General features: G+C 52.7%; 20 protein-coding genes. 19 read left to right on the top strand and 1 reads right to left on the bottom strand.

Annotation, left to right across the window (positions count from 1 at the left end; all coding sequences use genetic code 11):
- The first annotated feature begins 50 nt into the window (after nucleotides 1-50).
- The 10 genes from ACFOLF_RS02450 (at nucleotide 51) to ACFOLF_RS02405 (ending at nucleotide 11,044) form a co-directional block, all read left to right on the top strand.
- Nucleotides 51-1,250: a M20 metallopeptidase family protein gene (locus ACFOLF_RS02450; protein ID WP_210039979.1), complete on the top strand. Its 1,200-nt coding sequence runs from the start codon at nucleotides 51-53 to the stop codon at nucleotides 1,248-1,250.
- 162 nt (nucleotides 1,251-1,412) lie between these two features.
- A complete protein-coding gene (locus ACFOLF_RS02445) occupies nucleotides 1,413-2,177 on the top strand; it encodes an ABC transporter ATP-binding protein (RefSeq protein WP_210040026.1) in 765 nt (254 codons plus the stop codon).
- A gap of 15 nt (nucleotides 2,178-2,192) precedes the next feature.
- Entirely contained in the window at nucleotides 2,193-4,013 is a 1,821-nt protein-coding gene (locus ACFOLF_RS02440) for an FtsX-like permease family protein (protein WP_210039980.1), read from the top strand.
- 105 nt (nucleotides 4,014-4,118) lie between these two features.
- Nucleotides 4,119-5,849: a DNA repair helicase XPB gene (locus ACFOLF_RS02435; protein ID WP_379113365.1), complete on the top strand. Its 1,731-nt coding sequence runs from the start codon at nucleotides 4,119-4,121 to the stop codon at nucleotides 5,847-5,849.
- Complete coding sequence (locus ACFOLF_RS02430; protein ID WP_210039982.1) at nucleotides 5,842-7,602, top strand: hypothetical protein; 1,761 nt, start codon at nucleotides 5,842-5,844, stop codon at nucleotides 7,600-7,602. Before ACFOLF_RS02435 ends, ACFOLF_RS02430 begins: the two co-directional genes overlap by 8 nt.
- 161 nt (nucleotides 7,603-7,763) lie before the next feature.
- The gene (locus ACFOLF_RS02425) at nucleotides 7,764-8,225 is read left to right on the top strand and encodes a YlbF family regulator (RefSeq protein WP_210040027.1); all 462 of its coding nucleotides are present in this window, start codon (nucleotides 7,764-7,766) and stop codon (nucleotides 8,223-8,225) included.
- 24 nt (nucleotides 8,226-8,249) lie between these two features.
- Complete coding sequence (locus tag ACFOLF_RS02420; protein WP_210039983.1) at nucleotides 8,250-8,513, top strand: YlbG family protein; 264 nt, start codon at nucleotides 8,250-8,252, stop codon at nucleotides 8,511-8,513.
- A gap of 185 nt (nucleotides 8,514-8,698) precedes the next feature.
- Nucleotides 8,699-9,136, top strand: coding sequence for a hypothetical protein (locus tag ACFOLF_RS02415; RefSeq protein ID WP_188992175.1), 438 nt, complete (start codon nucleotides 8,699-8,701; stop codon nucleotides 9,134-9,136).
- A 151-nt stretch (nucleotides 9,137-9,287) separates the two neighbouring features.
- A complete protein-coding gene (locus ACFOLF_RS02410; protein ID WP_210039984.1) occupies nucleotides 9,288-10,199 on the top strand; it encodes a selenium metabolism-associated LysR family transcriptional regulator in 912 nt (303 codons plus the stop codon).
- The gene (locus ACFOLF_RS02405) at nucleotides 10,190-11,044 is read left to right on the top strand and encodes a PHP domain-containing protein (RefSeq protein WP_210039985.1); all 855 of its coding nucleotides are present in this window, start codon (nucleotides 10,190-10,192) and stop codon (nucleotides 11,042-11,044) included. The genes ACFOLF_RS02410 and ACFOLF_RS02405 overlap by 10 nt, the downstream gene beginning before the upstream one ends.
- Before the next feature lie 64 nt (nucleotides 11,045-11,108).
- Here the strand turns inward: ACFOLF_RS02405 and ACFOLF_RS02400 are convergent, their stop codons facing one another.
- On the bottom strand, nucleotides 11,109-12,917 hold the full coding sequence (locus tag ACFOLF_RS02400; RefSeq protein WP_210039986.1) for an Rqc2 family fibronectin-binding protein: 1,809 nt from the start codon (nucleotides 12,915-12,917) through the stop codon (nucleotides 11,109-11,111).
- Between the two features lie 157 nt (nucleotides 12,918-13,074).
- Between ACFOLF_RS02400 and ACFOLF_RS02395 the strand changes: the two genes are divergently transcribed.
- The 9 genes from ACFOLF_RS02395 to priA all read left to right on the top strand — a co-directional run bounded on the left by ACFOLF_RS02395 (nucleotide 13,075) and on the right by priA (nucleotide 26,531).
- A complete protein-coding gene (locus ACFOLF_RS02395) occupies nucleotides 13,075-15,870 on the top strand; it encodes a calcium-translocating P-type ATPase, SERCA-type (RefSeq protein ID WP_210039987.1) in 2,796 nt (931 codons plus the stop codon).
- Between the two features lie 186 nt (nucleotides 15,871-16,056).
- Nucleotides 16,057-17,196: a serine hydrolase domain-containing protein gene (locus ACFOLF_RS02390; RefSeq protein WP_210039988.1), complete on the top strand. Its 1,140-nt coding sequence runs from the start codon at nucleotides 16,057-16,059 to the stop codon at nucleotides 17,194-17,196.
- A gap of 991 nt (nucleotides 17,197-18,187) precedes the next feature.
- Nucleotides 18,188-19,018: a diaminopimelate epimerase gene (gene dapF, locus ACFOLF_RS02385; RefSeq protein ID WP_210047067.1), complete on the top strand. Its 831-nt coding sequence runs from the start codon at nucleotides 18,188-18,190 to the stop codon at nucleotides 19,016-19,018.
- A gap of 24 nt (nucleotides 19,019-19,042) precedes the next feature.
- Nucleotides 19,043-20,923, top strand: a complete 1,881-nt coding sequence (locus ACFOLF_RS02380) for a bifunctional homocysteine S-methyltransferase/methylenetetrahydrofolate reductase (protein WP_210047068.1) — start codon at nucleotides 19,043-19,045, stop codon at nucleotides 20,921-20,923.
- Between the two features lie 370 nt (nucleotides 20,924-21,293).
- The gene (gene remA / locus ACFOLF_RS02375; RefSeq protein ID WP_020615370.1) at nucleotides 21,294-21,554 is read left to right on the top strand and encodes an extracellular matrix/biofilm regulator RemA; all 261 of its coding nucleotides are present in this window, start codon (nucleotides 21,294-21,296) and stop codon (nucleotides 21,552-21,554) included.
- A 14-nt stretch (nucleotides 21,555-21,568) separates the two neighbouring features.
- Nucleotides 21,569-22,186: a guanylate kinase gene (gmk, locus tag ACFOLF_RS02370; RefSeq protein WP_210047069.1), complete on the top strand. Its 618-nt coding sequence runs from the start codon at nucleotides 21,569-21,571 to the stop codon at nucleotides 22,184-22,186.
- A 19-nt stretch (nucleotides 22,187-22,205) separates the two neighbouring features.
- The gene (rpoZ, locus tag ACFOLF_RS02365) at nucleotides 22,206-22,412 is read left to right on the top strand and encodes a DNA-directed RNA polymerase subunit omega (protein ID WP_210047070.1); all 207 of its coding nucleotides are present in this window, start codon (nucleotides 22,206-22,208) and stop codon (nucleotides 22,410-22,412) included.
- Between the two features lie 322 nt (nucleotides 22,413-22,734).
- Nucleotides 22,735-23,946 (top strand): bifunctional phosphopantothenoylcysteine decarboxylase/phosphopantothenate--cysteine ligase CoaBC, encoded by a 1,212-nt coding sequence (gene coaBC, locus ACFOLF_RS02360; protein WP_210047071.1) that lies wholly within the window; start codon nucleotides 22,735-22,737, stop codon nucleotides 23,944-23,946.
- Complete coding sequence (gene priA, locus ACFOLF_RS02355) at nucleotides 23,943-26,531, top strand: primosomal protein N' (protein WP_210047072.1); 2,589 nt, start codon at nucleotides 23,943-23,945, stop codon at nucleotides 26,529-26,531. The genes coaBC and priA overlap by 4 nt, the downstream gene beginning before the upstream one ends.
- Nucleotides 26,532-26,718: the final 187 nt, after the last annotated feature.

The following is a 26,718-nucleotide window of genomic DNA, read 5'->3' as shown; positions in this document are numbered from 1 at the left end:
CAATAAGAAGTAGAGAATAAGTCTGGTGTGAGCGAGGGAGGTTTGTGCGCATGGGAACAAATGAAGAAATCGACGCAATGCTGCAAACCGGATATCCGGATATGGTACAGTGGAGGCGATATCTGCACCGGCATCCGGAGCTGTCCTTTCACGAAAAAGAAACATCGGGATGGATCGCGGGTCAGCTGGCTGACTTTGGCTGTGAAGTGGCAAGAACCGAAGGCGGTTACGGCGTGGTTGCGACGATCAAAGGAGAACGGCCGGGACCGGTCATCGCGCTCCGCGCTGACATTGATGCCCTGCCGATTCAGGATGAGAAATCATGCGAATATGCATCGACGGTTCCCGGAGTCATGCATGCATGCGGACATGATGCGCATACAGCGACGATGCTAGGAATAGCGCGGTATTACAGTGCCAATCGCGCGCTGCTCCAGGGGGAGCGGCGGCTGCTGTTCCAACCGGCCGAGGAACTGACGCCAGGAGGCGCACTCGGCATGATCCGCAGCGGTGTGCTCGCGGATGTGGATGTCATATATGGCGTGCATTTGTGGACACCGCTGCCTTATGGTGTTGTGGCGACCCGCAGCGGGCCGCTGATGGCGTCTCCCGATGAAATCTATATTGATATTACAGGCCGCGGAGGTCACGGCGGAATGCCTCATGAGACGGTGGATGCGGTGCTGGTCGGTTCGGCAATGGTGCAGGCGCTGCAGACGATAGTAAGCCGCAATATAAACCCTCTGGAGCCGGCTGTGGTCTCAATAGGCTCCTTTCATGCAGGATCAACCGGAAATGTGGTTGCCGAGCGCTGCAGGCTGACCGGGACGGTCCGCACTTTCAATGAGGAAACGAGAAGCCGGATTAAAGCGCGGCTTGAGCAGATTGTCAAGCAAACGGCAGAAATGCATGGCGCAACAGCCGAGCTTGACTACCGTTTCGGATATCCGACGGTAGTAAACGATTCCGAAGAGGCTGAGCGTTTCTTCGAGGTTGCCCGCCGCCGGATGGGCGAGGAGGCAGTAAGGGAATCGACGCTGATTATGGCAGGGGAGGATTTCTCCTATTATCTGAAGGAGATTCCCGGCTGCTTCATGTTTGTCGGGGCCGGCAATGAGGAGTGCGGCGCTGTCTACCCGCATCACCATCCCAAATTCGACCTGGACGAGCGGTCGATGCTGGTCTCGGCGAAACTGATGATCGCGATGGCCGAGGATTATGCATCAGCTAACGTTTCAAAACAAGAATAATCACTTATAGCAAGCCAGGTGATCCGGCGATGTTGTGCGCCGGGTCTTTTTGCGTTTACCTCTTAATAATTCTTAATTTTTTCGTAATACCTCCTTACGGATCATTTTCTATAATAAACAGGCTAGTCAAGTAAACCGCTTATAGAAAAGGAGGCGCCAATGATGGTATTGCCGGTAGTGGACGTCAGAGACGTTAAGAAGGTATATGGGAAAAAAAATGAACATCCATTTCTGGCGTTGGATAATATTTCGTTTTTGATTCAGAAGGGAGAATTTGTGGCGGTTATGGGTCCTTCCGGATCAGGGAAAACAACGCTGCTTAATGTGATTTCGACGCTGGATTCCACTTCACAGGGGAGCATCAAAATTAACGGAACCGATATTGCGGGAATGAAAGAGGATCAGCTTGCGGATTTTCGCTCCCGGGAGCTGGGTTTTATTTTTCAGGATTTTAACTTGCTGGAGAACCTGAGCGTTTATGAGAATGTGGCGCTTCCGCTCTCGCTGCAGAACATGCCTTCCAAAGAAATCGGGATCAGAGTGAATAAGGTGCTCGGCACATTAGGCATTGAAGGAATTGCCGACAAATACCCTACGGAGATTTCAGGCGGGCAGAAGCAGCGGACTGCTGCCGCAAGAGCGGTTGTGCATGAGCCCGCGCTCCTTCTTGGCGATGAGCCCACAGGATCCCTCGATTCCAAAAATGCGATGAGCCTGCTTAAGGTCATGAAGAGTCTGAACGAGAACCAGGGAATCTCCATTATGATGGTAACTCATGATGCTTTCAGCGCCAGTTATTGCAGCCGGATTCTGTTTATACAGGATGGCCGGATGTACAAGGAATTACGCCGTACAACGACTCGGGAAATCTTTTACAGACAAATTCTTGATGTTCTGGCGGAATGGGGCACGGTCCAGGATGAATAAAAAGGAGGTGCCCGAGTGTTAATCAAACTCGCATTAACCGGCATGACAAGCAAGTTCAAGAATTATGTTGTCTTATTGGCGGGACTAATCATGGCGATAGCTATTTTCTATATGTTCCAGACTTTGGCCTGGAATAAGGAATTTATTAAAAGCAATTCGGTAATCAATCATATAGAGCTGGTTTATTTGATGGGTTCCTTTCTGCTGTCGGTTGTGACCTTTTTTTATATTATTTACGCCAGCTCGTTTCTCTTCTCACTGCGTCAAAGGGAATTCGGCATGTATATGACGCTCGGAGCCAGGAAGAAAAAAATCAACATGCTGTTGTTTATTGAAAATATGGTCATGGGCGGTATTTCTTTATTGCTTGGCATCGCTCTTGGAATCGGCCTTGCGGCTGTGGTCGGCCAGCTGATGGCGTCGCAGCTTGATGTGGATCTCGCAGGCTATCATCCGTTATTCGGACCCTCCATCGCCATTACGATTATTTTCTTCATCGCGTTGTTTTTGCTGTCCGCCTTGTGGAATTATGCCAAGCTATCCCGCATGCGGCTTCTGCAGCTGATACATGCGGACAAGCAGCCGGAGCGTATTCCGGTCATGAGCCGGATAAAATGGTTCATAAGCGTGTTAGGTATCTTGGCGCTTGGGATCGGTTATGTATGTCTGGTGTTTATGGAGCAGCTTAGGGAAATCGGGCTGCTGGTGGCCACCGTCATGACTACTCTTGGGACGTATTTGATCTTTATCTCGCTGGTGCCGCTCCTCATAAACCGCTTGAAGTCTGTTAAGAGTCAGGCGAATAAAGGAATTCATGCCTTCACGTTCGGGCAGTTAAGCTTTCGGATCAATGGATTGACCAAAATGCTGGCGACAGTTGCGATGCTTATTGCCCTCTCGGCAGGGGCGATTTCCGGCGGGATGGCTTTCCAGAACAATGCTTTTATCGCTGCCGAAAGCTATAAAATCTATGATGTCACCATCCATAACCCGACAGCGGAAGAGCTAAAGCTTCTAAGCGGCATAACGTTCACCGAAGAGCATGCCTATCATTACAAGATGCACGACCAGACGGTATATTTTCTGCTTGAAGATATGGTGAAGGGCCGTCCGCTGACACATACCGGAACCACGAAGAAGGAGTGGGAGCAATATACGAGACTGGCCGACAAAATAGCGGCTGGTTCAATGGATGACGGCTCTTTGTCCCAAGAATGGATAAATTTCTTGTATGAGCTGCAGCCTCCTGCCGTAGAAATCGGGCAGATGCAGCTGGTGGATTCCGGCGCGTTCAATAAGATTGAAGCAGCCAGTCGGGTTGCCATGATCGGCAAGACAGCGAGTTTCACCACGAATAAACGGACATGGAAGCAGCTCGACCAGATGGAAGCGAAGAAATACGAAAATGTCGGTTATTATCCTCAGAGTAAAAATGAATATTATCAAAGCAAGCTCGGCTTTGCCAGCGGGACTGTATTCATGGGCTTCTTCCTGGGAATCGCCTTCCTGGCGATGATGGCCAGCTGTCTGATGTTCAAGATTCTTAGCGGCGCGAGCCGTGATGCCAATCGCTACAGAATGCTTCACAAGATCGGTGTGCGGCGGAGCAGGCTGTCCGCTTCCATATATAAAGAGCTGTTTCTGGTGTTTTTGATTCCCGGAGTCGTAGGATTGTCTCATGTGCTTGTCGGCATGAACTTGTTCTCGTTCATTCTGGTGAATCCGTATTACCGGATATGGATTCCGCTTGTAATCTTTATGGTCATCTATACGATTTATTATTTTCTCACGGTCTATTTGTACAAACGGGCAGTTCTTCCTGGAAAACAAGTATAAAAAGATCAAAATATCTCAAACTATAAGAACATGATGATTTGCGTTCCGCCGGCAGTACCCAAGCGGCCGCGCAAGCGATGTTTTTAGGAGATGATGAGCTTGTTTATGCGCAAGGACCGGCCTTTGATTGTACAGGGCGATTTCACCGTGCTCCTTCATGATCTGCATCCGGACGCGGAGGAGGCGCGTGAGCAGCTGTCCTGTTTTGCCGATTTGACCAAGCGTCCGGGAGACATTCATACCTATCGGATCACGCCGTTGTCGCTGTGGAATGCAGCAGCGTCCGGGATGGGGGCCGATCAGATTCTCGAAGCTCTTGGCGCCCACAGCCGGTACGAGCTGCCCGTTAAAGTAACGAGCGGCATCCGCATGCTGACGGAACGCTACGGCAAGCTGACCCTTGACCGGTCCGAGGAAGGCGATCTCGTATTGTGCGGGGACGAGACGCTGCTTGGCAACCTGGCGGAGGATGCCACAATCTCCGCATTGCTGACTGCAGGAGCGGAGACGGGCCAGCGTCATGCCAGTCCGGAAAACCGCGGGAGCCTGAAACAGGAGCTGGTCCGCCTGGGTTACCCGGTCATAGATCTCGCAGGCTACCGGCACGGGGAGACCCTGCCCGTCCAGCTGCGTCAACAGACGCTGGGAGGACGCGGCTTCCAGCTGCGCGACTATCAGAAGCTGGCTGTGGATCTGTTCTACCGGGAAGGAAGAGAGGATGGCGGGAGCGGGGTGCTCGTTCTGCCATGCGGGGCGGGCAAAACAGTTATCGGCATTGCCGCATTGGCCAGCCTGGGCTGTGATACTTTAATCCTTACCTCCAATGTCACCTCTGTCAGGCAGTGGAAAACGGAGCTGCTTGATAAAACAACTCTGGATGACAGCGATATCGGAGAGTATGCAGCCTCTTCGAAGCAGGTGCGTCCGGTTACGATCGCGACGTACCAAATTCTAACCGCCCGCCGCCAGAAAGATGACGAATTTACGCATATGAAGCTGTTTCAGGAGAGGAACTGGGGACTCATCATTTATGATGAAGTCCATTTGCTGCCTGCTCCGGTATTCCGGATGACTGCCGAGCTGCAGGCCACGCGGCGTCTGGGGCTTACGGCTACGCTTGTTCGTGAGGATGGACGGGAGAAGGATGTGTTTTCTCTTATCGGTCCGAAGCGTTTCGACATGCCCTGGAAGACGCTGGAGTCCCGTCAGTGGATTGCCACGGTCCACTGCGCTGAGATCCGCATTCCGCTCTCCGCGCCGGAAAAACAGGAATATGAGGCGGCAGAGGCCAAATCCAAATTTCGCATTGCCGGTGAGAATGGAAGGAAAATCGATGCGGTCCGGACCTTGCTGACGAAGCACGAAGGCAAGCCGGCGCTTGTCATCGGCCAATATTTGCAGCAGCTCCATGCCATGGGAGAGGCCCTCCAGGCGCCTGTGCTTACAGGCGAGCTCCCCCATGCCGAGCGCGAGAAGCTTTACGATTTGTTCAAGGAAGGCGCCATTCCGGTATTGGTCGTCTCCAAAGTGGCGAATTTTGCAGTCGATCTGCCGGATGCGGCGGTGGCGATTCAAGTATCCGGAAGCTACGGGTCCCGCCAGGAAGAGGCTCAGCGGATCGGCCGTATTCTCCGGCCCAAGCCCGGCGACAACAATGCCTGGTTCTACACGCTGGTTTCCCAGGATACCAAGGAAGTGGATTTCGCGCATAAGCGCCAGTTGTTTCTGCTCGAACAGGGCTATCATTATGAAGTGAGCGACTGGCGGCTGGATAAGAACAAGTGGAAGCGTGAGAGCTACGTTCAGTGGGATGAGAGGCGGAAAATCAATGAATAGCCGCCAGGTTGCCAGCCGTCTGAATGAAGCGGAGCTGCAGCGGTACGCCTCGGCTCCCTTGTGGGCCTCGCCGGGAGTTGCGCTGCCCTGGCCGGAAGCGCTGCGCGACAAGCCGAGCCTGGCTGCCGCCTGGTCGTCTATGCCGCGGCCCGCTGCGGCGGCGCTCAACATTATCCTTGGGAGGTTTGGCGCATTGCCCTTCAAGGAGGAGCAGATGCTGGGCTTCAGCGAACCGGGAATCGCAGGAGCGGATTATCGGATCGGGCTTCTTATGCTGGCCGAATCAGGCATTATTTTCGCGGTACGCAAAGGTTGGGGCGAGAAGCTGTATTTTCTGCCGCGCGATACTTTTCTGCCCTGGCACCATACGCTGTTTGGATCCTTTATTCCCCCGGCAGCAGGCGCTGTCGGGGATGCGGATATTATTTTCGAAGAGAATGATGTTTATATCCCGGAGCTGGGACTTCAGCTGCTTCATGCATTGGCTGAGCTGGTGCGGTCGGGTATGCACAAGACGGTCAAAGGAATGCTGACCAAAAGGACAATTGAAAAATGCAGCAGCCAAATGGCCGTACAACCACGCGACCTGTCCCTGATAGGTTTAAAATCAGTTCCGTTTGCCGAATACCCGCTCCCGCTGGCATTTGTTCTTGAGATTGCATCCCGTAAAGGGTGGCTAAGCGAGGATGTAGATGCGTTCAGATTGCATTCCGGCCGTCTGCAGGAGTGGTTTGAGCTTACAGGAGAGCAGAGGGAATCCGGGCTGCTGCAGCTCATGATCGAACAATATGCGGTTCTTGACAGCTCCATTGCGGGCGCTGCTGCAGTCACAGCCGCTCTGGCAAGCGGGCAATGGTATAGGATTTCCGATGTGGAGAAGCAGGTGGATCAGCACGCCTTCACGGGGGACAAGGAAGGTCTGACGCCCGTGCTGCGATGGGTCGGTCTGATGAAAGCCTGCGGTTATATGGAGCTGATGGCAACAGCGAGCGGCGACGGACTCTTCAGATGGCTTATTTCGCCTGATTTAGTGCTGACTCAGAGTGCCAAGGAGTTTGCAGAGCCGATTGCGGTCTCTCCTGACGGGGATATTTACGTATCCGCCTATGTGCCCGCGGCAGTCAGATGGGAACTGGAGATGGTATGGGAACGCAAAGTCGTCGATGTGATTACGATCTATCGGGTAAACGAAAAAGCAGCCCTCAAAGCGATGGAACGAAGGTTTACCTGCGCGGATGTCATTGCCATGCTGGAGCGGGCGGCGGATCAGCCGCTGCCGGAGCCTCTCCGCTTTGCCATAGAAGGGTGGATGCAGCAGGATAGCGTCCCGGGGAATATGGAGAGAAGAGCCCGGCTGCCGCTTGATGGAGTTCATCCGACAGAGATCAAGCTTTATATTCAGGATCCCTGTGCGCTTCATGCCTATGAGCTGCTTACTGAAGTGCCTTCAGTCAGGTCCTTGTTTGGCGGGCTTGAGGAGGTGTCCTCCATGTGGGTGAAGCAGTTAAGATCTTATCATGTCTCAACCCGCAGGGAACTTCTGGAGAAAGCGCTCAGCTGGAGAACGGCAGTCAAGCTGCAGCGCGAGGAAGGCCTGCAGCTGTTTGTGCCCCATGAAATCCAGGATTACGACGGGCAGTGGGCCGTTATCGGCCATATTCATGGGGATGGTGCGGATATGCGTTCTGAGCTTCGTCTGAAACCGGATATGTGGGGGGAAATGATGCTGGTCATCCCGCTGGAAAGCGATTGAGGGCCAGGGCTTGGATCAGGCGGCAAAAGCCCCCGTTTCTTCTTGAAACCTATTATGGTATGATAGCAAGTAGGCGAAAGCCTAACCTTCATACCAAAGGGGTGGGTACAGTGCAAGCGATACCAATGACTGAGCCTGCCGAGTTTGCGGGAAGCGGTGCGATGCTTGATTTCGTTCCCGATCCATCGCCCTCGCTCGATATGGCAGCATTGCTCATCAACGCTTATGAAATAGGCGACATGATTAATCAATCGGCGGAAGTTGCCGAATATGCATACTGGAAAACAGCAGTCGATCAGAGCCAGGAAGTCAAGGCGCTGATCCGGAAGTTCGAGAAAGCCAAGGAGCTCTTCGATGAATGCCAGCGGTTTGGACGGTTCCATCCCAACTTTCATGAGGCGAAGGATAAAGTAAAAGCCATCGAGAAAGAGCTTGCGGCGATTGAATGCGTGACCCGCTACAAAATCGCGGAGCAGGCGGTGGATGAGCTGCTTCATGACATTGCCAAACAGATCGCCGGCTCCGTGTCCGAAACGATCAAGGTGCCAGGCAACGAATCTTCCGGCGGAGGCTGCGGCGGAGGCGGCTCCTGCGGATGCAGCACTGGCGGAGGCTGCGGATAAGGAAAAGGAGGACGATCGCGAGCTATGTTTTCAGAACGTACCGGCTATATTATTTGGGTCAATGATATCAAATCGGCCCGTTCATTGGAGAAATACGGCAACATCCATTATATTTCAAGGAAAATGCATTATGTCGTGATGTACATGAACAGCGATCGGGAGGAAGAGATTATCCGCAACATTCAACGGCTGCCTTTCGTGAAGAAGACGGAACGTTCTTACCGGAACGAAATCAAGACCGAGTATGAGCGCAATGTTCCTGACAAAACACGGTTTTACAGTTTGTGATCTCACAAGCTTCCGATACCGGTCAACGGAGCGGAAGCTGTTTTTTTTTAACTTCTATATCCATAATGTACCAGTATTGGTGCAGCTTTATTTTTATTTTGTATTATTGGACATGCATGCTACAATGGATATAATTATAAACATAGTTAATAAGGCCTACTTCCTGGGGAGGGGTGGATCGTGCGATGAAAGACAAGACGACGGAGAGATGGAGCACCTACGAATCATTTCATGTCGTGTTAGGGGACAAGAAAGTAGCGGATATCGTCATCACGAACCATGCCAAAATTCGCTGGGCGGATCGCGTCGAAAGTGAAAAAACCGGATTTGAGGATATCGCCGATTTCATGTGGCAGTGTCTGAAGCAGGGACGTATTGAGCCTTATTATCGCAATGAGCAGGATGTTTATTTGATCGATGACGATCTGGTATTTGTAGCGGAATTCGCCACTTTGGATAAAGAAACCGATTTGGCCGGCAATCCGCTCCACAAGATGATCGTCGTCACGTTCCTCGGGCGGATGTCCGAGACCATTGAACTACGCGATTTGAAATCGTATTATTCCTGGCTGAGACATTCCCGGCGAATGACATTAATAAAAAACAGCAGAAAACGGAAATAATCGCCGCATATTTTGTTTAAATAATAAGCATGCGCTTCCAAAGAGCGTATGCTTTTTTCTGTGGAACCGCCTTAATTTCATGATTTGGCATTGGATACTCTTTGCATGGTTTGTTGTATAATGAATTTCAATGAGAGAGAGGATGAATGGGATGGCGCTTAATTTTCACCAGCTCCATATATTTTATACCGTGGCGGAGCGGGGGAGCTTCTCGGCTGCTGCACAAGCGCTTCATATGACGCAGCCTGCTGTAACGATGCAAATCCAGTCGCTGGAAGATTATTTTGGCACCAAGCTGCTGCAGCGCTCCACCAAGAGAATCGAGTTGACGGAAGCCGGCAGAGCCTTGATGCCGTTTGCCCAGCGCAGTATCGATTTGATCCGGGATACGGATGCCTCGATGTCGAAATTTACGAAACAGCTGAAGGGCCGGTTGCAGCTCGGCGCCAGTTTGACCATCGGCGAATATATTCTGCCCCGTCTGCTCGGACCGTTCGGCCAGGAATTTCCCCATATTTCAATCAGCATGAAGGTAATGAATACCGCACAAATCATGGAGGAAATTTTGAACCATCAGCTCAATTTCGGTCTTATTGAAGCGCCTGTCAATCATCCGGACATGCATATGGAGGCGGTCATGAGCGATGAACTGAGGCTTATTGTAGGCAAATCCCATCCGCTGGCCGGTGCCCGGGAGCTGGTTTTGGCCGATGTGCTGGAGTATCCATTTGTGCTCAGGGAGCAGGGCTCGGGGACAAGGCTTGTAATGGAGGAACAGCTGAGGAACAAGGGATTCGATCCCGCTGATCTGAAGATCGTGATGGAGTTGGGAAGCACCGGCGCCGTGAAATCGGCCGTCGAAGCAGGTCTTGGCGTTTCTTTCGTATCCGGATCATCCGTCAAGCATGAGGTTGCACTGGGTCTTATTCATACGATTCCGATTACGGACGCCAGCTTCAAACGCCAATTCTATTCGATTTATCTCAAATCCGCGCTGCTGCCTATTTCCGCGGTTACTTTTCTTACTTTTCTGCGTGAAAGGGATCTTCAGCAATGGCTATAGACCGCGCAGATCTCCACAGCCATACGACCGCTTCCGACGGACTGCAGCAGCCCCGGGAGAACGTACGCATGGCCAAGGAGGCCGGACTTGCAGCAATCGCCATAACAGATCACGATACGGTCGATGGCATCGCGGAAGCGATCGAGGCGGGTAAAGAGCTCGGTGTCATCGTCGTTCCGGGCGTAGAAATCAGCACAGCCGCAAACGGCAGTGATATTCATATTCTGGGTTATTATACGGATTGGCAGAGCGAGTCCTGGCGCCTCAAGCTCGGCAGCCTGCTTCAGACGAGGGACCGCCGGAATCTGATGATTATCGAGAAGCTCCGCAATCTTGGGATTTCCATCACCTTGGAAGAAGTGGTGGAGGAAGCCCGGAAGCAGGGCAAGGAGGGCGGAACGATCGGAAGGCCCCATATGGCCTCCTTATTGGTGGCCAAAGGGATTGTCGCTTCGATCCAGGAGGCATTTGACCGTTATCTCGCCTCCGACGGAGCAGCCTTCGCGAATCCGCCGCGGCTTCATCCCTTCGAGGCCATCGATTGGATTCGGGAGGCTGGGGGCACAAGCGTTATTGCCCATCCCGGATTGTATGGCGATGATGTGCTGGTGGAAGAAATTATCCGCCATGGCGCACAAGGAATTGAAGTCTATCACTCCGATCACGGGCCCGAGGATGAAATCAGGTACATTAGATTAGCTGAGAAGTACAAGCTGATCATCACAGGCGGCTCCGATTATCACGGCAAGCGTGAGGAAGAAGTCTTCCACGGGCCGATCGGGAACCGCACGGTGCATGTGGATGTGCTGAAGCAGCTTGATCCGGCCAGGAGAGGCAGCCTCTAAATTGCTGCGGAATATCAAAAGCGCCGCGACTTGTCTCTCTAGTCGTGGCGCGATTGGCGGCAATCTAAGTTTTGATCTGCGATGGCAGAGCCTTTAAGCGTTGTTCATCCGGTGTGATGAAGAGCGTTTTTTGATGATCGTAAATAACAAATCCCGGCTTTGCTCCGCTGGGCTTCTTCACATGCCGGATCAGTGTGTAATCCACCGGAATCTGGCTCGATGACCGCGCCTGGCTGTAGTGAGCCGCCAGCATGGCCGCTTCCTCCAGTGTCTGTTCGTTAAATTCGGCTGCGCGGATAACGACATGAGAGCCCGGAATATCCTTGGTATGCAGCCAGGTCTCGTTCGCAGAGGCTGTTTTATTGGTCAAAAATTCATTCTGTGTATTGTTCTTGCCCACATAAATCGGAATTCCTTCCGAGGACGTATAACACAGCAGTGCGGGCCGGGTCGGCTTGCGCTTCTTCGTCCCCCGCTTGCTGCGGTCCCTCAAATACCCCTGTTCGACCAATTCCTCGCGTATTTCATCAATATCCGACAGCGTAGCGCTCTCCAGCTGCTGCAGCAGGGAAGCGATATATCGCATTTCCTCCTGCGCCTGATCCATCTGCTCGCCTACCACCGTCAGACTGTTCTTATGCTTGGTATATCTTTTGAAATATCGCTGCGCATTTTGCGACGGGGTGAGCTGCTTATCAAGCGGGATAGTGACCGTCCGCTGCTCCTCGTCATAATAGTCAACAACGTCAACCGACTCATCGCCCCGCTGAATCTGATGCATATAGGTGGTGATAAGCTCGCCGAGAATGCGGAATTTGTCTGCGTCCTGAGCATCGTTTAGCGTCTCCTGCAGCTTCTCCAATTTCTTCACGTTCTTGTTGTACTCATTTTGCAGAAAACGAATCAGATCCGACACGCGCTGCTTCACGGTGTCCCGGGTTGCTTTATCTCCATAAAAGGCTTCCAGGCAGAAGCTGATTGTATCGTAGCTCTCAGATATGCCTGTTAAATGAGTAAGCGCAGTCACGGAGAATGCCGATTTTCCGGTAGTCTCATCTGTAATGATTTGCGGATCGTATTGTTGGTCGCGAAACATGTTCATCATTTGGTCAAAAGCAGGCCACAGGACCATAGGATCATCGCTCAGCTTGGCCTGGATCCCGCTGCGGTGAACGATTTCTTTGGCCAGCAGCGGACTGATTCCGCTGAAGGCTGCCACCAGCCATTTGTCCGGCGCCAGAACAGCGGGGGGAGCAGGCGGCTTATCACTGAATTCAGTATCTTCCGGCCGCTGAAGCGCTTTGGCAGCCTGGGCTTCGATGATGGAGGCATACCCGCTTTCCGTTGTAACGGTAATCGGATCACGCTTATCCTGCTCCGGGGGCGCAGCGTACACTGCACCCGGCATCACGATCCGGAAGCTGCTGATTGCCGGCGTAACATGATGAATGCCGTCATGGATGATCCGGGTAGCGGCATCGATCAGAATGATATTGCTGTGTCTGCCCATGATTTCGATGATGATGGTTTTTAAGGAAATATCGCCGAGCTCATCCCGCTGGCGTATGTCAATATGAATAATGCGCTCATTGTCGATCTGGCGGACATCCTCGATCAGACCGCTTTCGCAATGCTTGCGGAGCAGCATGCAGAACATGGGTGCCTGGGTTGGATTAAGAAAGGATTGCTCCGTCCAATGGACCCGGGGATAAGTGGGATTCGCAGAAAGCAGCAGCTTGCTGTTTGAACCCCTGCCTTTAATCTGAAAAACCAGGTCATGGTCGGTGGGCTGATGTATTTTATGAATGCGCGAACCGATGCAGGATTGCAGGTCGTTTACGATCGCGCGGGTGACAATACCGTCTAAAGCCATGCGTGTTCAAATCTCCTTTGTAATGGTTCATCTCTCTATCATGCCATAGTTGGGACAAAAACTTAAGCCCCCGTTGGGATATTTTGCAGGTTGTCCGAATACATTTAGGCAATATAGGCTGTCCGCCGGGCGGCAAGTAACGGGAGGGAGACAGGGCATGGAACAAGGAAAGTGGCACCAGATGGGGACAGATGAGCTGGCACAGTCGTTTCAAGGATCCTTGGAGACCGGTCTTACGCCGGAAGAGGCAGCAGACAGACTCAGCCGTTTTGGGCGCAATGAGCTGACGGAGGGAAAGAAAGCTTCACCCTGGAAGCTGTTTTTTGGTCAATTCAAGGATTTCATGGTGCTTGTGCTCATAGGCGCAACGCTGATCTCAGGCTTGCTTGGCGAATATTTGGATGCGATCACGATTGTAGCCATTATTGTCATAAATGCGGTTCTCGGATTTGTACAGGAATACCGGGCGGAAAAATCGCTGCGCGCCTTAAAGGCGCTGTCGGCGCCGGCTGCGAAGGTCATGCGGGGATCCACGGTTATCGTTCTGCCTGCAAGCGAGCTTGTTCCAGGCGATATTGTATTGGTGGAGAGCGGGGACCGGATTCCGGCGGATATCCGGTTCATCGAAACCAACAGCTGTTACGCGGAGGAATCCGCTCTTACCGGAGAATCGGTTCCGGTCGGGAAGCACAGCCTGCCAATCAATGAAGCGGATCTGCCGCTGGGGGATCAGCGCAATATGGGCTTCATGGGAACCATGGTCACGCGGGGTACAGCCAGAGGCTTGGTCATTCGAACCGGCATGGATACCGAGATGGGCAAGATTGCGGATTTGATCCAGCAGACGGATTCCATGGAGACGCCGCTGCAGCATAGACTGGAGCAGCTGGGCAAAATTTTGATCGTTGTCGCGCTTGGCTTGACTGTTATTGTGGTGCTTGCGGGTATCCTGCACGGGCAGCCTGCTTACGAAATGTTCCTCGCGGGAGTCAGTCTGGCTGTCGCCGCAATTCCCGAGGGGCTGCCGGCCATCGTGACCATCGCGCTTGCCCTTGGTGTGCAGCGCATGATCAAACGGAGGGCGATTGTCCGCAAGCTGCCATCCGTTGAGACCTTGGGCTGCGCATCCGTGATCTGCTCGGACAAAACCGGTACATTGACACAAAACAAAATGACGGTCACCAATTTATGGATTGGCGGACGTCAGATGCAGGTAACCGGCGAGGGTTATGAACCGGTTGGCGCTATTATGGAATCCGGGAATGCACTCGATACGAAGCATGATCTGTCGCTGCGCCGGCTGTTGCAAATCGCCGCTCTTTGCAACAATGCTGCTTTGTCGCAGGTCGAGGTGGATTCGGATATCAAGCGCAAGAAAGGCAAAGATACGGCTGTCAATGAAGAATGGGTGCTCAAGGGTGATCCTACCGAAGGGGCATTGACCGTACTTGCCGCGAAGCTGGGCATCACGATGAAATCAATGGAAGGTCTTTATAAACGGGTTAAGGAATATCCCTTCGATTCCGAACGCAAGCGCATGTCCGTGCTCGTCACCCATCAGGGAGGACGGTTGATCTGCACGAAGGGCGCGCCGGACATGCTGATGGATCGCTGCGCTTATGTGCTGTGGGACGGCAAAGTCGTTCCGTTCACCTCAACGCTGAAGCAGAAGGTAACGGACGCAGGTGAAGCGATGGCGCTGTCCGCAATGCGGGTCCTCGGGTTCGCTTACCGCGATTTGCGGCCGCAGGACGCTACGGAGGTCGAAGACGACGTTGAATGCCAGCTGATTTTTGTCGGTCTGAGCGGAATGATTGATCCCCCGCGGCGCGAGGTGCGGGAGGCGATTGCAACCTGCCGCAGAGCGGGAATCAAGACGGTGATGATTACAGGAGACCACCAGCTTACGGCAGAAGCGATTGCCGGCCAGCTGGGCATCATGCCAAGGGGCGGCTTGTCCATCAGCGGCCAGCAGCTTGCAGCCATGAGCGAAGAACAGATGGATCGTCTCGTCGATAACATCTATGTCTATGCGCGTGTATCCCCCGAGCATAAGCTGCGGATCGTCAAAGCGCTTCAGCGCAAGGGCCATGTCGTCGCGATGACCGGCGACGGCGTCAATGACGCGCCGGCAATCAAAGCGGCGGATATCGGAATTGCGATGGGCATCACGGGAACGGATGTGTCGAAGGAAGCGGCTTCCCTTGTGCTGAGTGACGACAACTTCTCCACAATCGTAGCAGCTATTGAAGAAGGCAGGGGGATCTACGAGAATATCCGTAAATTTATCCGTTACCTGCTTGCCTCGAACGTAGGCGAAATTCTCACGATGTTCCTGGCGATGATGGCCGGTCTTCCGCTGCCGCTGGTGCCCATCCAGATTCTATGGGTGAACCTGGTTACCGATGGCCTGCCGGCGATGGCGCTGGGTGTGGATCAGGCCGAGAAGGATCTGATGCAGCATAAGCCGCGCTCTGCCAAAGAGAATATATTTGCCAGAAGGATGGGCTGGAAAATCATCAGCCGCGGTATTCTGATCGGCGTATGCACCCTGGCTGCCTTCTGGATTACCTTGAACAAGGACCCAGGCAGCGCGTCCAATTTAGTGGAGGCTCAGACGGTTGCTTTTGCCACCTTGGTTATGGCTCAGCTGATCCACGTATTCGACTGCCGCAGCTCGCGGTCGATCTTTCACCGCAATATTTTTCAAAACAAATATCTGCTGCTTGCCGTCCTGTCGTCCGTGCTCCTTATGCTGGGAGTACTGTATATCGAAGCGCTGCAGCCGATATTCAAAACCGTTCCGCTCGGCTTCCGCGACTGGTGTCTGGTGCTTGTAGCAGCCGGCATTCCGACCTTCCTCATGGGCATCGGCAGCGTGCTCGGCACCACAGAGAAGAAGAAGAACAAAAGCAACTGGCCGCTTAAAGGCTCCCGCACACTGACAAGATGATCCCGAACTATTTTGATTAAGCCGCACCCGGCGAGGGTGCGGTTTCTTTTTGTTTGGAGAAGCGCATATTTTCGGTTTGAGCGGGGGATTTGTTTCCGTTCAAATTCCGTTCATAATCGGGGTGTATGCTTCTATCTAGAAGTGGTGAGATGTTAAATAAAACCAAACTATAGAGGATGAGATGCTATGGAAGCTATTCAAAATCAAGTGCAGAGCCTGCTGGATGAATTGACTGGCAGCGGGAGGGAAGACGGTGTTCAAGTGGCCGTCTATCATCATGGTGTGCTGATCGTCAATGCCTGTTCCGGAACAGCCGACCGAAAGACGGGCCAACCGGTGGACGAAAATACGCTCTTTGTTGCTATGTCCTGCTCGAAGGGAATCACCGCAACGGTTATTCATATGCTGGCCCAGCAAGGGAAACTGGATTACGATGACCGCATTGCAGACTATTGGCCCGCATTTGCAGTGAACGGCAAGCAGGATATTACGATCCGGCATGTACTTAGACATGAAGCGGGAATTCCCCAAATGCCCGAGAACAGCACCTTGGATATGATCTGCAATTGGGATGAAATAATCGGGGAAGTGGAGCGGCTTACGCCTGTTTGGGAGCCTGGAACCAAAACGGGTTATCACGGTTTTACCTTCGGCTGGATTCTGGGCGAGATTGCGCAGCGGGCCGATGGCCGCCCGTTTGCCCAAATTGTCTGCGAGGAAATTTGCAAGCCGCTCGGCATATCGGTGGAGCTTTACTTCGGTGCACCGGAAGCGGCGGAGCCGCGGATTGCCAAGCTGAGCGGAGAGCCGCTGCCGTGGGACGATATGCCGGATGAAATGCTGCTGAAAAGAATGCTGCCGCCATCCGTCTCGCCAAACAACAATTTGTCGGCCTGGAACGGACCGCGCGTCCATCAGACCGTCATGCCGGCATCCAACGGCATCATGACGGCAAACGCGCTCGCGAGGATATATGCCTCCCTGATCGGAGACGGCGTTGATGGTGTAAGGCTGCTTACACCTGCCCAGTCTTGGGCAGCTGCCGGGCTGCAGACCGAGCAGCCGGATGAAATCTTCCTGGGCCTCCCCATCCCCAAGGCGCTCGGATACTGGCTTGGGGGAATCAAAGTGGGACTGACAGCAATGGGTTCCAGACAGTCCGCATTTGGCCACACCGGCAACGGGGGCATGATTGGATTCGCCGATCCCGAGCATAATCTCGCGATCGCGATCCTCAAAAACCGAATGACCTATAACCGCGGCGAGCAGGAAACGGATATATTTCTAACCACTAAAATCAGACAATTACTAAATCTCCCAATCTAACACGGCATCTCCCTCAAAACCCTGCCCGGTTGCACAGCCGGAGCAGGGTTTTGTTTCGGGCCCCAACGGGGCAACAGGTACCAAAGGTACATGGAAAGGAAGTGTGTCCCGCAAGGGAAGTAAACGTTGCACGCTCATACCTAACTGGGGAGCATCTCTGTCCATCCAACGTTATTCAAGCCCTATCGGGGCAACAGGTACCAAAGGTACATGGAAAGGAAGTGTGTCCCGCAAGGGACGTAAACGCTGCACGCTCATACCTGACTAAGGAGCATCTCTGTCCATCCAACGTTATTCAAGCCCTATCGGGGCAACAGGTACCAAAGGTACATCGAAAGGAAGTGTGTCCCGCAAGGGACGTAAACGCTGCATGCTCATACCTAACTAGGGAGCATCTCTGTCCATCCAACGTTATTCAAGCCCCAACGGGGCACCAGGTACCAAAGGTACATCGAATGGAAGTGTGTCCCGCAAGGGACGTAAACGCTGCACGCTCATACCTGACTAAGGAGCATCTCTGTCCATCCAACGTTATTCAAGCCCTATCGGGGCAACAGGTACCAAAGGTACATCGAAAGGAAGTGTGTCCCGCAAGGGACGTAAACGCTGCATGCTCATACCTAACTGGGGAGCATCTCTGTCCATCCAACGTTATTCAAGCCCTATCGGGGCAACAGGTACCAAAGGTACATCGAAAGGAAGTGTGTCCCGTAAGGGACGTAAACGCTGCAAGCTCATACCTAACTGGGGAGCATCTCTCTACCAACCACGTTATTCCATCCGGGTGTCCAGAGGGCCGGGGCCCTTGGGGTCCCTCCTCAGGAGGGATTTAGGGAGGGAAAGTCAGAAGGAATCCCCCATTCCAAGGGGGACTTAGGGGGATATGTGCAAACAATGAGTGAAATTATCAATAGCCATCAGACACGCTTTGCGTTATGCTAATAAGAAATCTTAACTACTGTTTCCCTTATGGATAAAGGAGTGCAAGCTGATGAATTTTACAAAAATGCATGGGCTGGGCAATGATTTTATCATTGTCGCAGGCGAGGAAAGTCTACCAACGAACGCAGCAGAGCTTGCCGAGGAATTGTGCAACCGGTTTTTTGGCATCGGTGCGGACGGATTGGTCTATATTCTGCCATCGGAAATCGCGGATTTTCGGATGCGCATCATCAATTCAGACGGATCGGAAGCCGAGCAGTGTGGCAATGCGATCCGCTGCGTAGCCAAATATGTATATGACAAGGGTCTGACCGATAAACAGGACATTTCAATTGAAACATTGGGAGCCGGTGCCCAGCGGGTGCAGTTAACGGTGAGCGATGGCAAAGTACAAACGGTCCGCGTCGACATGGGGGCACCGATTCTGAACGGTCTTCAGGTGCCGACGACAATTGATGCCGAGCCGGTGATTAATCATCCAATCGAAGTAGATGGCCGGGAGTTTCAATTTACCGCCGTTTCCATGGGCAATCCGCACTGTGTCATTTATGTGGATGATGCCGTCAATTTCGATCTTGCTCTCTGGGGTCCCAAATTGGAGGTTCATCCGTTATTCCCTCGTAAAATCAATGTCGAATTCGTAACCGTGCGGTCCAGAAATTTTACGGACATGCGCGTATGGGAGCGCGGCGCAGGGCCAACGCTTGCCTGCGGCACAGGAGCATGCGCCACCGTCGTGGCATCCGTGCTGAACGGATACACGGACCGTACAGCGACCGTTTCGCTCAAAGGCGGGGATTTGTTCATTGAGTGGAATGAAGCGGATAACCATGTATATATGACAGGACCGGCAGCAGAAGTATTCAACGGAAAGCTGTAACGAATGACAGAAGGAGTTTTGACCATGAAACCGGATTTACGGGAAGCGCTGGGATCGCGCATCTTGACCGGCGACGGCGCGATGGGAACTTTTTTATACCAAATGGGGTTCCCGGTCGGCGTTTCTTATGAAGAATTTAATATTCTCAAACCAAATGTAATTGCAGATGTGCATCGCCGCTATTATGAGGCCGGCGCTCGGATTATCGAAACCAACACGTTCTCGGCCAATCGGGAAAGCTTGATTCGGTACGGGCTGGACTCGGATGTCGCGGCAATCAACAAGGCAGGCGTACAGATCGCCAGATCCGCTGTCGGCAGCGATGCGTATGTGGTAGGAGCCATCGGCTCAATCCGTGCGGGCAAAAGGAAGAACATCCGCTCCCATCATCTCAAGCAGTCGTTTCAGCAGCAAATTGACGGACTCTTGAGCGAGGAAGTGGACGGGCTGCTGCTGGAGACGTTTTATGACCTGGAGGAAGCGCTGCTTGTACTCAAGTTAGTGCGCCAGCAATCGGCCGTTCCCGTGCTTTGCCAATTCGCCATAGAGAAGGAAGCGGTGACGCAGGATGGTCATACGCTGGCCTTTGCATTTGAGAGGTTGAAAGAAGAAGGAGCGGACGTTGTCGGCTTTAATTGCCGCAGCGGCCCGAATGGAATTCTTCGCGCAATAGACGCCATTGGCGCAGAGGTTTCTCTGCCGATGTCCATTTTTCCCAACGCGGGTATTCCGGATTATGTGGACGGCAAATATCTCTACACCGCTACGCCTGAATATTTCGCAGAATCCGCACGCAAATTCGCTGACCGCGGCGCACGGATTATCGGCGGCTGCTGCGGGACAACACCCGAGCATATAGCCGCAATATCCGCATCGTTGGACGGATATGTGCTTAGGCCCGTGAGCGCGGAAATGCGGACAGCGGTAATGACCGCCGAGCGTCCCGTAGTCATTGCTCCTCAACCGGAAATCATGGTTACTGGCAGCGGGGGCGTGAATGCCGCAGGACCTTCCATTGTTGATCTGGTGAAGGAGCGCCATACGGTTATTGTTGAGCTGGATCCGCCGCGCGATCTGGACATCCGCAAATTCATGGCCGGCGCAGCCGCGCTGAAAGAAGCCGGTGCCGACGCGGTAACGATGGCGGACAATTCACTGGCTGTCACGCGCATGAGCAATCTGGCGCTGGCTTCCATCGTGCAGCAGCAGGTGGGCCTTCGGCCTCTGGTGCATATTGCCTGCCGTGACCGCAATCTGATTGGCACGCAGTCGCATATGATGGGGCTGGATGCACTGGGGATCGACCATGTGCTTGCGGTTACGGGAGATCCGGCGCGATTCGGGGATTTGCCGGATTCAAGCTCCGTCTATGATTTGACTTCCTTCGAGATGATCCGAATGATCAAACAGCTGAATGAGGGAGTATCCTTTTCGGGGAAGGCGCTCAAGCAAAAAGCGAATTTTATCACAGGAGCCGCTTTTAACCCCAATGTAAAATATTTGGACAAAGCCGTGCAGCGACTGGAGCGCAAAATTGAATATGGCGCTGATTATATTATGACTCAGCCCGTCTATAATCCGGATTTAATCATCCAGATCGCCGAGGCAACCCGCCATTTATCCGTTCCGATCTTCATCGGTATAATGCCGCTTGCGAGCGGCCGTAATGCTGAATATTTACACAATGAAGTGCCCGGCATCCAGCTTTCGGATGAAGTACGCAAACGGATGGCGGGTCTGGAAGGCGAAGCGGGGCGGGAAGAAGGCGTCCGGATTGCCGAGGAATTGCTGGAAGCGGCCCTTCCGCATTTTAAAGGGATCTATCTCATTACCCCGTTCCTGTCTTACGATATGACGGTCAAGCTGACCCGGTATGTATGGCAAAAAACAAGCGTCGCCCGATAAATATTTTGCCGTCTGTTTTATCTTTGCTCCTGATGACGGTTTGACAGTCTGCAGTTATTTTTTATTGCGAGCTCTCTTAACACTTGTTCGTTGTAAGAAAATGAATTAGAATAGAGCAATGGATGCACTTGCCATGCCGGCTTGATTGCGCTCACTTAAAGACAGACAAGCCAATGCCGGCCGAATCTGTGCAGCTTTTAAACCAGGAGGGCAAACGTATGCTCCGGGCTTTTTTCGTCAAGAATAGTGCAATGGCTCTGCTTTTTCCTTCATTTGGCAGATAAATTATACATTTTCGTTCTTGCGTTCATCTATACATCATGTATATATTGCTGTTGCATACAGGAGAGAGTCGGAGGAGGAACCTGGCGTGGCTATCAAATTAATAAATATTGGATTCGGCAATATCGTTTCTGCCAATCGGATTATTTCCATTGTAAGTCCGGAATCAGCACCTATTAAACGAATTATTCAGGAAGCGCGCGACCGGCACATGCTGATCGATGCGACCTATGGCAGAAGGACTCGCGCTGTTATTATAACGGACAGCGATCACGTCATTTTATCGGCGGTCCAACCGGAAACGGTGGCTCATCGGCTTTCAACCAAGGATGACGATCACGACGAATAGTGACGGGGAGTATTATGAGCAGAGGATTATTGATTGTTTTATCCGGCCCCTCAGGCGTCGGCAAAGGAACGGTATGCTCTGAGCTGCGGCGAAGGCAGAGCGACCTTGTATATTCCGTGTCGGCAACGACTCGGCTGCCCAGGCAGGGTGAAGTAGACGGTATTAATTATTTTTTTAAAACAAGAGAACATTTTCAGGATATGATTGCGCATGATGCGCTTCTGGAATATGCCGAGTATGTCGGAAATTATTACGGCACGCCGCGGGATTTTGTGGAGCGTACGCTTGCTATGGGCAAAGACATCATTCTGGAAATTGAAGTTCAAGGCGCGTTGAAAGTGAAAGAGAAATTCTCTGAAGGCGTTTTTATCTTCCTGGTTCCTCCTTCTCTGGACGAATTGAAGCATCGTATTACGTGCCGCGGTACGGAGAATGCGGATGTGATCGACCATCGGATGTCAGTAGCCGTGGAGGAAATGAATCTGATCAGCTATTACGATTACGCAGTCGTGAACGACCAAATAGATGCGGCTTGCCATCGAATACAAAGCATCATCACGGCCGAGCATTGCCGCAAGGACCGGTTCATTGCCGAGCTTGCAACGATGCAGGAAGCTTCCGAGAAAGCCTAAGCGAGCGAGGTGAAGAAATATGTTGTATCCATCAATCGATGAGATGATGAAGAAAGTGGACAGCAAGTATTCATTAGTTGTTGCTGCATCACGACGGGCAAGAATGATCCGGGACGGCGCCAAATCCGAACTTCGCAATCCGAGATCCCATAAGTATGTGGGTGTTGCGCTGGAGGAAATTTATCACGATATACTGGTTGTAGAAAGTACAAACAGGCAGGATTAAGCAAGATGATTTCATGCCCGAAATAACAACCCTTGTGGTTGTTATTTTTTTAACCTTATATCATGTATAAGTTTCACATTTATCCATTTCTATAAGGTCTGAAGGAAGAAACTTGGTGCGCCACCAAAGGACGGCGACAGCCGTTTCTTCTAGCCTTATAGCCTTATAGCATTTATCAGTTTCAATTTTATAGATTTCTACGAGGTCCAGGGGAATAAACGTGTTTGGCGTCAGAGGATGCCCAAGGACCGTTTTTTCATGGCCGCTATTACTCATAAAGGCTGCTGTTACTTGAATGGAATGGAAAGAGAGGAGGAGAAGCATGCTGAAAGGAAAGACGATTGTACTTGGCATATCGGGGGGGATTGCCGCTTATAAAGCGGCAGCGCTGTGCAGCAAGCTGGTTCAGGCAGGTGCTGTAGTGCGGGTCATTATGACGGAATCCGCAACCAAGTTCATAACGCCCTTGACCCTGCAAACCTTATCGCGTCATCCTGTTCATATCGACACCTTCCATGAATATGATCCGTCTGTTGTATCCCATATCGATATTGCAGACAGTGCGGATTTGTTCATTGTCGCTCCGGCTACGGCCAATATTCTGGCGAAGATGGCGGGGGGGCTGGCGGATGACATGCTCAGTACGACGCTGCTGGCTACAACCGCACAGGTCCTGGTCGCTCCGGCTATGAACGTCCATATGTACGCGCATCCTGCGGTTGAGCGCAATATGCAGCTGCTTGCGGATCGCGGCGTCCGGTTTATTGAACCCGGTACGGGCCAGCTGGCTTGCGGTTACGTCGGCAAAGGCAGGCTCGCGGAGCCTGAGGATATTGTTCATGCGGCTGGACTCTGGTTTGCACAAAGCCAATCGCTAAGAGGAAAGAAGGTCCTGGTTACCGCCGGAGGAACAGTGGAACGGCTCGATCCGGTCCGCTATTTGACCAATGATTCCTCGGGTAAAATGGGATTCTCCATTGCAGAAGCGGCGGCTAATCGCGGCGCTGAAGTAACCCTGATTGCGGCAAGAACGACGGCGGAAGCTATCGGCGGCGTAACGCTTGTCAAAGTCGAGTCTGCAGAGCAAATGCTCCAGGCGGTACTGGAACGCTATGAGGATGCGGACATCGTTGTGAAAGCAGCGGCAGTGGCCGATTACCGCCCCGTTGCAGTAGCCGATAAGAAGATCAAGAAATCGGATGAGCGGCTGGTGATTGAGCTCGAGCGTACAACGGATATATTGCAGACGCTCGGCGAACGCAAGCAGGGGCAATATCTTGTCGGCTTTGCTGCGGAGACGGAGCAGATGGAGCAATATGCAATGGACAAGCTGCACCGCAAGCATTGCGATCTGGTCGTAGCCAACAATGTCGCCGAAGCGGGGGCCGGATTTAATCACGATACCAATATTGTATCGATTTACGGTGAGGAGGGACTTATCGAAACGGTTCCTCTGATGCAGAAAAGGCAGGTTGCCGACCGCCTCCTGGAAATTATTGTTCAACGGATGTCAGCCCGGGGGGCCGGGGAATGATCGCTAAAGTGATCGTTGACGTCCCCAGCAGACAGACCGATCGGCCTTTTGATTATGAAGTGCCCCAGGAGTGGACGGGTTGGGTCGAAGTCGGCAGCAGAGTCGGGGTTCCCTTCGGAGGAAGGGTTGTTCAGGGCTTCGTTGTTTCCCTTGCGGAATGGGCAGATGTAGACCGGTCCAAGCTTAAAGCGGTTGCCGAGCTGCTTGACCATACGCCTCCATTATCTCCGGACTTGATTGAGCTGGCCCAGTGGATCAGCGATAAATATTGCTGTCCGCTGACGATCGCGCTGCAGGCGATGATTCCGGCCGCCCTCAAGGGGAAAGCGGAAACGACGGTTACTTTGTCCGAGGATGCGGTCAAAGCAGAGCATACATTGTTGTCTCTTGCGGGAGGATGGGTCGATTATATCCGTCATAACGGCGGAACTGTCCGTATGACGAGTCTGCAGGAGCGGTATCCCGCCGATGCGGCTTCCGTAAAGGCTGCTATCCGTGACGGCCTGCTTCTTGCGCGTGTATCCATTCGTGACAGGATGGCTGTACGGAAGGTTCTGACCGTCTTCCCGCCTGTGGACAGAGAGGCTGCTCTTGAAGCGTTGAACCTGATTCCGTCCCGTGCTGTCAAGCAGCGGGAAGTGCTCCAGTATATGATGAAGCGGGGAGAACCGGCTGCCATGCAGGTCGTGGTGGAGGAAGTTCCAACGACGGCAAGTACCGTGCGGACACTGGCAGACAAAGGCTTTATTACGCTTGGCGAGGTAGAGCATGACCGCGATCCTTATGCGGGGCGCGATTTTACAAGGACATCCCCGCTGCCCCTCACGGAGGGACAGCGGGCTGTTTATCAAAAAATCGAAGCGTCAGTCGACGCTGGCGACCCCCGCGTGTTCTTGCTCCATGGAGTAACTGGAAGCGGCAAGACAGAGGTATATCTGCAGGCGATCCAGCATTGTTTGGAGCTGGGGCGGCAGGCGATTGTGCTCGTACCGGAAATCTCACTGACTCCACAGATGGTGGAGCGTTTTAAAGGCCGCTTCGGCAATGCCGTGGCGGTGCTTCACAGCCGGTTATCGAACGGGGAGCGCTATGATGAATGGCGTAAAATCCGCGAGCGGCGGGCACAGGTTGCAGTTGGCGCCCGCTCGGCTATATTTGCTCCGTTCGAGCGGATCGGACTTATTATTATTGATGAGGAACATGAATCCTCCTATAAGCAGGAAGAGAGTCCGAAATATCATGCGCGCGATGTTGCCGTGCGAAGAGCAAGACAGCATCATGCCACGGTTGTCCTCGGGTCAGCCACACCTTCACTTGAAAGCTATGCCGCGGCCACTCATCCTGGAACGGCGAGCGCAAGCTCAGCGGATTTCAGCGCTGCCGCAGCCAAAGAAGATCACAGCGAAGCATCAGATGCTTCTGAATCATTTCGGGATAAGCGTGACACAGGGCGGATCTCGGGACTCCTGCCGATGCCGGACCGGGTAGGGGGCAGACCGATGCCGCCTGTCCGGCTGGTGGATATGAGGGAGGAACTGCGCGAAGGCAACCGCTCCATGTTCAGCCGTCAATTGCATGAGCAGCTGCAGAATCGTCTGGATCGCGGCGAGCAATCGGTGCTGCTGCTGAACCGGCGGGGCTACTCAACCTTTGTCATGTGCCGCTCCTGCGGGTATACGGCACTTTGCCCGCATTGCGACATCTCGCTTACCTATCATCAAAAATCACGGGCGCTACGGTGTCATTACTGCGGTCATGCTGAAGCTGCCCCCTCGAAATGCCCGACCTGCGAAAGCGAGCATATCCGTTTTTTTGGAACCGGCACCCAGAAGGTTGAAGAAGAGCTCTCCAAGCTTTTTCCTGGCATTCGCGTTATTCGAATGGATGTCGATACGACGACAGAGAAAGGCTCGCATGAGAAATGGCTGACGCTTTTCGGCGAGCGTAAAGCGGATGTTTTGCTTGGTACGCAAATGGTAGCCAAAGGCCTTGATTTTCCATATGTTACTTTAGTGGGTGTTATCGCTGCGGATACATCGCTGCATCTTCCTGATTTTCGCGCAGCGGAGAAAACATTTCAGCTTCTTACTCAGGTTGCGGGCAGGGCGGGAAGACATGAGCTGCCGGGTGAAGTTATTGTCCAGACCTATAACCCTGAGCATTATGCGATTATTACGGCACAGCAGCATGATTATTCCGCATTTATTGCTCATGAGCTGGAGCACAGGCGTTTTATGTCCTATCCTCCTTTTTGCCGGCTTATTCTCGTAACTCTCTCGCATGAGCAGCTGCCTCTGCTTATATCGGTCGGAGAGAAGCTGTCCACCCGGCTCAGAGAGATGACGAATGACAGCGGGCTATCCGGAACCGCCGGTGAAAGCCGCAGTTTTATTGATATTCTGGGTCCCGTAGCGTCTCCTATCCCCAGAATGAAAGATCGCTATCGTTTTCAATGTATGATAAAATATCGGGGAAACGTTGACGCAGTCGGCATGCTGAAGCAGGCCATCCACGGACTTTCGGGGAAGCTGGGTCAACCGCCTGTACTCATCAGTGTGGATGTTGATCCACAAATGATCCTATAGCGATTTGCAAAATAGTATCGCTTACGAAGTGAGTTATGGCTTGAATCGCTCGGGTTCCCTCGAGCATTCAGGTATAACCACGCAATAACTTAAGTTTCGCTTACGAAGTGAGTTATGGCTTGAATCGCTCGGGTTCCCCCGAGCATTCAGGTGTAACCACGCAATAACTTAAGTATCGCTTACGAAG

This window comes from Paenibacillus sepulcri (assembly GCF_042647105.1).
Classification (GTDB): domain Bacteria; phylum Bacillota; class Bacilli; order Paenibacillales; family Paenibacillaceae; genus Paenibacillus_Z; species Paenibacillus_Z sepulcri.
The sequence above is the reverse complement of the archived record's forward strand: the minus strand, read 5'-3'. Positions and strand labels throughout refer to the sequence as shown.